Source organism: Actinokineospora sp. PR83 (assembly GCF_021056305.1).
Taxonomy (GTDB): Bacteria; Actinomycetota; Actinomycetes; order Mycobacteriales; family Pseudonocardiaceae; genus Actinokineospora; species Actinokineospora spheciospongiae.
Window position 1 is genome coordinate 118,258 of record NZ_JAJCXD010000049.1, and the last position, 6,801, is coordinate 125,058.

Annotated in this window: 6 protein-coding genes; 5 read left to right on the forward strand and 1 reads right to left on the reverse strand. The window is 70.7% G+C overall.

Features of this window, described 5'->3' with window-relative positions:
- The first annotated feature begins 125 nt into the window (after positions 1-125).
- The 3 genes from L6E12_RS17940 (at position 126) to L6E12_RS17950 (ending at position 4,721) form a co-directional block, all read left to right on the forward strand.
- Positions 126-2,078 carry a DUF6541 family protein gene (locus tag L6E12_RS17940; RefSeq protein ID WP_236229070.1) on the forward strand — a complete coding sequence of 651 codons (1,953 nt, stop codon included), beginning with the start codon at positions 126-128 and terminating at the stop codon, positions 2,076-2,078.
- A gap of 97 nt (positions 2,079-2,175) precedes the next feature.
- Positions 2,176-3,819 carry a glycosyltransferase gene (locus L6E12_RS17945; protein WP_236229071.1) on the forward strand — a complete coding sequence of 548 codons (1,644 nt, stop codon included), beginning with the start codon at positions 2,176-2,178 and terminating at the stop codon, positions 3,817-3,819.
- Positions 3,816-4,721 (forward strand): glycosyltransferase, encoded by a 906-nt coding sequence (locus tag L6E12_RS17950; protein ID WP_236229072.1) that lies wholly within the window; start codon positions 3,816-3,818, stop codon positions 4,719-4,721. Before L6E12_RS17945 ends, L6E12_RS17950 begins: the two co-directional genes overlap by 4 nt.
- A gap of 256 nt (positions 4,722-4,977) precedes the next feature.
- On the opposite strand, the gene L6E12_RS17955 is transcribed toward L6E12_RS17950, so the two are convergent.
- Positions 4,978-5,181 (reverse strand): cold-shock protein, encoded by a 204-nt coding sequence (locus tag L6E12_RS17955; protein WP_035282823.1) that lies wholly within the window; start codon positions 5,179-5,181, stop codon positions 4,978-4,980.
- Between the two features lie 257 nt (positions 5,182-5,438).
- Between L6E12_RS17955 and L6E12_RS17960 the strand changes: the two genes are divergently transcribed.
- Positions 5,439-5,795, forward strand: a complete 357-nt coding sequence (locus tag L6E12_RS17960; protein WP_236229073.1) for a hypothetical protein — start codon at positions 5,439-5,441, stop codon at positions 5,793-5,795.
- Positions 5,795-6,523, forward strand: coding sequence for a 1-acyl-sn-glycerol-3-phosphate acyltransferase (locus L6E12_RS17965; RefSeq protein ID WP_236229074.1), 729 nt, complete (start codon positions 5,795-5,797; stop codon positions 6,521-6,523). The genes L6E12_RS17960 and L6E12_RS17965 overlap by 1 nt, the downstream gene beginning before the upstream one ends.
- Positions 6,524-6,801: the final 278 nt, after the last annotated feature.

Sequence of the window (6,801 nt, forward strand, 5' to 3'; positions counted from 1 at the left end):
GGGCGAGCCGGACCCGTGCCCCACGGGCACCGGCGGCCCACGCGCGAACTAGCCTGAGCCCGCCCGCCACCAACCGGGAGCGACCCCGGACCGCGTGCGGCGCGGGGCTCTGGAGGATGACAACGATGACCGGAACGCACCTGCTCTCGATCGGCGTCCTGGGGGCGCTCCTGCTCCTCCCGGGTCTGCTCGTGGGCCTGGCGGCGGGCTTGCGCGGGTGGGTGCTGTTCGGTGCCGCCCCGGTGGCCACCTACGGCGTCATCGGCGTCTTCTCGCCCTACTTCCCCGGCCTGCTGCCGCGCTGGTCGGTGTGGGGGCTGCTGCTGGGCACGGTGATCGCGGCGGCCCTGCTCCTGGCCGTCCGCTGGGCCGCCCACCGCTGGTACGGCCGGTTCCAGGAACCGGTCGAGATGCCCTCGGTGTGGCGCTGGCAGCACCACGTCGCCGTGGCCGCGGCGGTGGCCGTCGCCGCGGGCGTCGGCCTGCTGGTCACCTACCGGGCCACCGGCGCGTTCACCGGGATCCACCAGTTCTGGGACGCGATGTTCCACGTCAACGCCACCCGCTTCATCGCCGACTCCGGGCAGTCGGCACCGGGCGCGCTGCGGGTCATCAACGCCCCGGACAACCCGGACTTCTACTACCCGAACGCCTACCACGTGCTCCAGGCCACCGTGGTCCAGATCACCGGCCAGCCCATCCCGGACACGCTGAACATCGGCGGCGGCGCCTTCGCGGCCACCCTGTCGCTCGGGATGGCCGCCCTGGTGCGGGTGACCAGCGGGCGGCCCGCGCTGGCCACGACGACGGCGCTGGTCTCCTGCGCGGTGTCCTCCTTCCCCGCCGGGCTCCAGTTCTTCGGCCCGCTGTGGCCGTTCGCCGCGGGCATCACGGTCATCCCGTCGTTCCTGGCGCTGTTCACCGTCGCCGTCCGCAGCCGCGCGCTGAGCGTGCTGGTGCTGACCGCGCTCGGCACCGTCGGGCTGGCCGCCCTGCACCCGAGCGCCGCCATCGCCGCCGCCGTCTACGGCATCGGCTTCCTGCTGGTCCGCTGGGTCGCGGCGCGCAAGGTGCCGCTGCGCGAACTCGGCGCGCTGGCCATCACCGGCGCCGTCGCCGCGGTCTACGTGCTGCCGCAGTTGATCGCCGCCGCCCGGTCGGCGGGCAACGCCACGGTGTCCTGGCCGACCGTCGCCGCCCCCGGGCCCGCCCTCGGCGGTGTGTTCTTCCTGAACTTCGACGTGCCCTACCCGCAGTGGTGGCTGGTGCTGCCGATGCTGGTCGGCCTGTTCTCGATCAAGAAGCTGGTCGGGCTGCGCTGGATCCTGTTCGGCGGCGCGTTCTTCACCCTGCTGTTCGTGGTCGCGGCCAGCTACAAGGGCTTCCTCGTCCGGCTGCTGACCGACCCGTGGTGGAACGACGTGTGGCGCTTCGCCGGGCTCGTCGCGCTCGCCCAGATCGTCCTGATCGGCTCCGGGCTGGTCGTCATCCGCGACACCGCCCTGCGCGGGCTCTCGGACTTCCGCGCCGGGCTAGGCGACGCGCGCGGCGCGCGCGTCGGCGCCCTGGCCGTCGTCCTGCTGCTGCTGGTCGTGCTCACCCAGGGGTTCTACCGCGACCTCAACCGCAAGGTCATCAACGCCGCCTACAGCAACGGGCCCACGGTCAGCGAGCTGGAGCGCGCCGCCATGGACGAGCTGCGGGCCGAGGTCCCACCGGGCGACCTGGTGATGAACGACCCGCTGGACGGCTCGCCGTGGATGTGGGCCCTCGACGGCGTCCGACCGGTGTTCGGCCACGCGCTCGACCCCGCGGCCGACTTCAAGGTCATCGGCCCGGACCGGGCCGCGCTGTTCGACCACTTCGACGAGCTGGACACCGACGAGCGCATCCAGGACATCGTCCGGCGCCAGCGCATCACCCACGTCTACATCGGCGAGGGCTTCGCCACCCCGACCAGCAAGCGCGCTCCCGGGATGGACGACCTGGCCTCGGTCCGGTCGCTGGAACTGGTCTTCTCGAACGCGGGCGCGCGGATCTACCGCGTGGTGCTGCCCGGCGGGACCACCCCCGGGTGATCGACAGTCACGCCACCCCCGGGTGGGTGAAAGCTCGCGGGTAGCATCACCGTGCCCAGGCTCCCGAGTTGAGCGCCCGACCGACCCCTCGAGAGACGTGACCGAAAAGCCTGAGATCCACACGCATAGCCAGACGTTCGACGTCCTCGACGAGAGCGGCGTCGGGCTCAATGGCGGTGAGAGCCTGCTCGACGAGCGCGAGCGGGCCCTCGTGGTCGGCGCGGCGAACTTCCACGCGCTGACCAGGCCGGGCCAGACCATCCGGTTCACGGTGCTGCGCGGACCGCAGGGCAGCCTGCCGTCGCTGACCGACCGCGAGACCGGGGCGATCGAGTGGGAGGACGACCGCGAGGTCGTCGGCTCGGTCGTCTTCCGCAGCCTGGTGCACACCACGGTCGCCGCCGTCGACGCCGACGGCCTGGTCGACCTGGTCGTCGACGTGGGCGGCTCGGAGCAGACCGCCTCGGCCTACCACCAGCTCCCCGGCCTCGCGGGCGCGCTGCGCCGGGCCGTGCGGTTCACCGTCCCGGTCCAGTTCGACGCGCTGCGCCAGTACCGCACCGACCTGGTCGAGAAGCGGTACCGCGCGCGCGACGTGCCGCGCAAGGCCGGGGTGCGGATCGCCCGCGGCGCCACCGCCACCGACCAGGGCCGCACCCCGGCGGTGCTGTTCGGCATCCACTGGCTCGAACTCGGCGGTGCCGAGCGCTGGGCGGTGGAGACGGTGCAGCTTGCCAAGGACGCGGGCCTGACCCCGGTCATCATCACCGACCGCCCCTCGGGCCACCCGTGGATCACCCGGCCGGAGTTCGACGGCGCCGTGGTGGTCCCGCTGACCCTCCCGCTGACGCCGGACCACGAGTCCATGCTGCTCAACGGCATCATGGCCAACTACGACGTGCGCGGCGTGCACGTGCACCACTGCACCTGGCTCTACGAGCGGCTGCCCTGGCTCAAGGCCATCCGCCCGGACATCCCGGTGGTGGACTCGCTGCACATCCTGGAGTGGCGCACCGGCGGCTTCGTCGACATCTCGGTCCGGGTGTCCAACGTCATCGACCGCCACCACGTCATCTCCCCGCAGCTTCGGGACTACCTCATCGGCAAGCAGAACATCCCGGCCGAGAAGGTGGCCCTGGCCACGCTGGCGAACCTGACCGCCGCGGCCGACCAGCCCGCCAAGGCCGTGGCCGCGGACAAGCCGTTCACCGTGGCCTTCGTCGGCCGGTTCACCCAGCAGAAGCGCCCGTACCTGTTCCTCAAGCTCGCCGCCGAGCTGAAGGACTCCGCCCCCGGGCCCGTCCGCTTCATCATGCACGGCGACGGCGAGCTGTCCGGCGAGGTGCACGGCCTGCGCGGGCGCCTGGGCCTGTCCGAGGCGCTGGAGCTGCGCGGTCCGGACCGCAACGTCTCCGACACCCTGGCCGAGGCCGACGTGCTGGTCATCTCCTCCGACAACGAGGGGTTGACGCTGACCTCGTTCGAGGCGTCCGCGGCGGGCATCCCGGTGGTCTCCACCGACGTCGGCTCGCAGGCCTCGCTCATCGCCGACGGCCTGCTCTGCCCGCGCCACCCCTACCCGTTCATTCGCACGGCCGCCGCCCGGATCGGCACCATGATGGACTCGCCCGAGCAGCGGGAGCGCTGGCTGGTCGAGCAGCGGACCAAGTCCGCCGCGTTCGCCGCCCTGCCCGACGCCCGGTCCTGGGTCCGCGACCTGTACCGAGGATGGAATTCGTGAACACCGCCGTCGCCGCCGTGATCGTCACCTACAACCGCAAGGCGAAGCTGCCGAAGGTCCTCGACCACGTGCTCGGCCAGTCCGCGCGGCCGCAGTGGGTGGTCGTGGTGGACAACGCCTCCACCGACGGCACCGCCGAGGTCGTGGCCGACTACGCCGCGCGCGACGACCGCGTGGTGGTGGTCTCCCTGGACGAGAACACCGGCGGCGCGGGCGGCTTCGCCACCGGCATGGCCCGCGGCTACGAACTGGGCGCCGACTTCGTCTGGATCATGGACGACGACTGCTACCCGGACGAGCACGCGCTGGAGGAGCTGGTCAACGGCCACGCCAAGGCCGAGTCCACCCTGGGCACCCAGGTCCCGTACGCCTGCTCGCTGGTCAAGTTCATCGACGGCAGCATCTGCGAGATGAACAACCCGGGCACCACCTGGGACTGGGGCAGGCTCATCTCCAAGGGCCAGCAGACGGTCATGGTCACGCACTGCTCGTTCGTCTCGGTGCTGTTCCCGCGCTGGGTCCTCACCAAGCACGGCCTGCCGCTGCGCGAGTACTTCATCTGGTTCGACGACCAGGAGTACACGCTGCGCATCACCAAGGACGCCCCCGGCGTGCAGGTCCTCACCAGCGTCGCCGTGCACGACATGGGCGTCAACCGGGGCGTGAACTTCGGCGACGTCACCGCGGCCAACATCTGGAAGTTCGAGTACGGCGCCCGCAACGAGGCGTCCTACCGGCTGCACCGGGAGAACCCGGTGGCGTTCGGCAAGTTCGTGCTGCGGTTGTTCCAGGGCCTGCGCGGTGGCCGCGTGGCGTGGCCGCTGCGCGTGCGGCTGTTCAAGAAGGTCGTCGAGGGCATCCGCTTCAACCCCCAGCCGGAGTTCCCCCGCTCCGTGCTGTGACGATTCCTCCCCCGCCACCCGCCCGGCATCGTTCCCGGCCTGGTGGGGCTGGTGCGGCTTCCAGCGCCTCCTGAACTCGAACACCCCTGGCGCCCACAGGCCGCCGCTGAGCCGTCCGGAGTCCCTCCGGGCGGCTCAACCCGTTCCAGGGGGCTTCCGGCGCTGTACGGGCGCGCTGGGGACGCGGAAAGGGCCCGCCCCCCGAGGGGAGCGGGCCCTTTCGCGAATGATCTACGAGGTCGTGAGACCTGTCAGATCAGAGGCCGCGGACGCCGGTGGCCTGCGGGCCCTTCTGGCCCTGGCCGATCTCGAACTCCACGCGCTGGTTCTCGTCCAGGCTCTTGAAGCCGTTGCCCTGGATCTCCGAGTAGTGCACGAAGACATCCGCGCCGCCGCCGTCGGGCTGGATGAAGCCGAAGCCCTTCTCGGAGTTGAACCACTTGACTGTGCCCTGTGCCACGTCTATCTCCTCAACAGGTACCGCTGGGACTTGGGCGGGTGCCCAAGTCCTTGGTCGGTTTCAGACGGCGACTTCTCCGGCTTGACCTGGAGGAAAACCGCGCGCCCGCAACGATCTCTTGCGAGCGTGATCTAACACGTACTCAAGAAAAGTTACGACCGCTGACAGTCAACCACACTCCACCGGGGGACCGCACGTGTGAGGTCCCACGAAGGTCGGGGGTTGCGGCGTTCCCGCCACTGGGAGACGCTTTCACGGTGAGCGAGCTCGCCAGTGAGAATGCCAAGTCCATCGAACTCGACCTCGACGACGCGGGAGTCTCCGTCGACCTGCCCCGTCCGGCCCACGCGGGAGACCAGGTCCAGGGCGTGCCCTACCGCCCCGTCGAGTTCCGGGATGACGACCTCCCCAGCGCCATGGAGCGCGCGGCGGACTGGTTGCGACGAACGCAGCAGTGGCTCGGCGAACCGGTGGACGTCATCGCCATCCACCTGGACTACGACGACGGCGAAGGCAAGCCGTACTACGACGTGAAGCTGCTGTGCAACGAGGAAGACCTCGCGGGCGCCCCCATCGCCATCCGCGAACAGGCCTCCAGGTCCGTGAGCGGCTAGTGGCCGAGTTCGTCTACCCCCCGGTCATCCTGGCCGCGAAAACCCTCTTCCGGGTGATGGACTACCGCATCGACGTCCAGGGCACCGAGCACATCCCGGCCACGGGCGGCGCGGTGATCGCCTGCAACCACGTCAGCTACCTGGACTTCATCTTCTGCGGTTTCGGAGCCCAACCGGCCAAGCGCCTGGTCCGCTTCATGGCCAAGGAGGCCATCTTCCGCAACGCCGTCGCCGGACCGCTGATGCGTGGGATGCACCACATCTCGGTCGACCGCTCCGCGGGCCAGGCCTCCTACCAGGAGGCCCTGGCCAAGCTGAAGGCGGGCGAGGTCGTCGGGGTGTTCCCCGAGGCCACGATCAGCCGGTCGTTCACCGTCAAGGAACTCAAGTCCGGCTCCGCCCGCCTGGCCGCCGAGGCGGGCGTCCCGCTGATCCCGATGGCGCTGTGGGGCACCCAGCGCCTCTGGACCAAGGGCCGCCCCCGCGACATGGGCCAGCGCCACGTGCCCATCTCCATCCTCACCGGCGCCCCCATCCAGGTCGCCCCGGACGCCGACCTGGACGCGGTCACGGCCGACCTCCGGGTCAAGATGACGGCCCTGGTCGAACGGGTGCAGAAGGACTACCCGGACCAGGAACCGGGCGCGTGGTGGCTCCCGGCCCACCTGGGCGGCACCGCCCCCACCCTGGAGGAAGCAGCCGAACTGGAAGCCCGCAAGCCCGAGTGACGCCTTGTGGACACCTCCCCGGAGTTGTCCACAGGAAGATCCACTTCGCGGCTTCGGAGCTCCTGAGCTGGTAAAATGGACTTGGGGGCTCCCCCTTGGGACGGGTGGGCCGTGTCGCGCGCGAGGCTCGTGTGCGCGAGGTGGGTGCTGCGGGGTTCGATGCTTGCTCGTCGGGTCCGGTGTGCTGTGGTCGGAGTTGGGTCGTGGCTGCTGGTTGCCGGTCGTTTGTCGCTGGTGCCCGGGTGGGTGGATTCGCTTGGGCGGGGCCCCTACAGCGA

Bases quoted from the DNA above. Each gene is read 5' to 3' on its own strand.
- L6E12_RS17940 (WP_236229070.1), top strand. From the start codon at position 126: ATGACCGGAACGCACCTGCTCTCGATCGGCGTCCTGGGGGCGCTCCTG.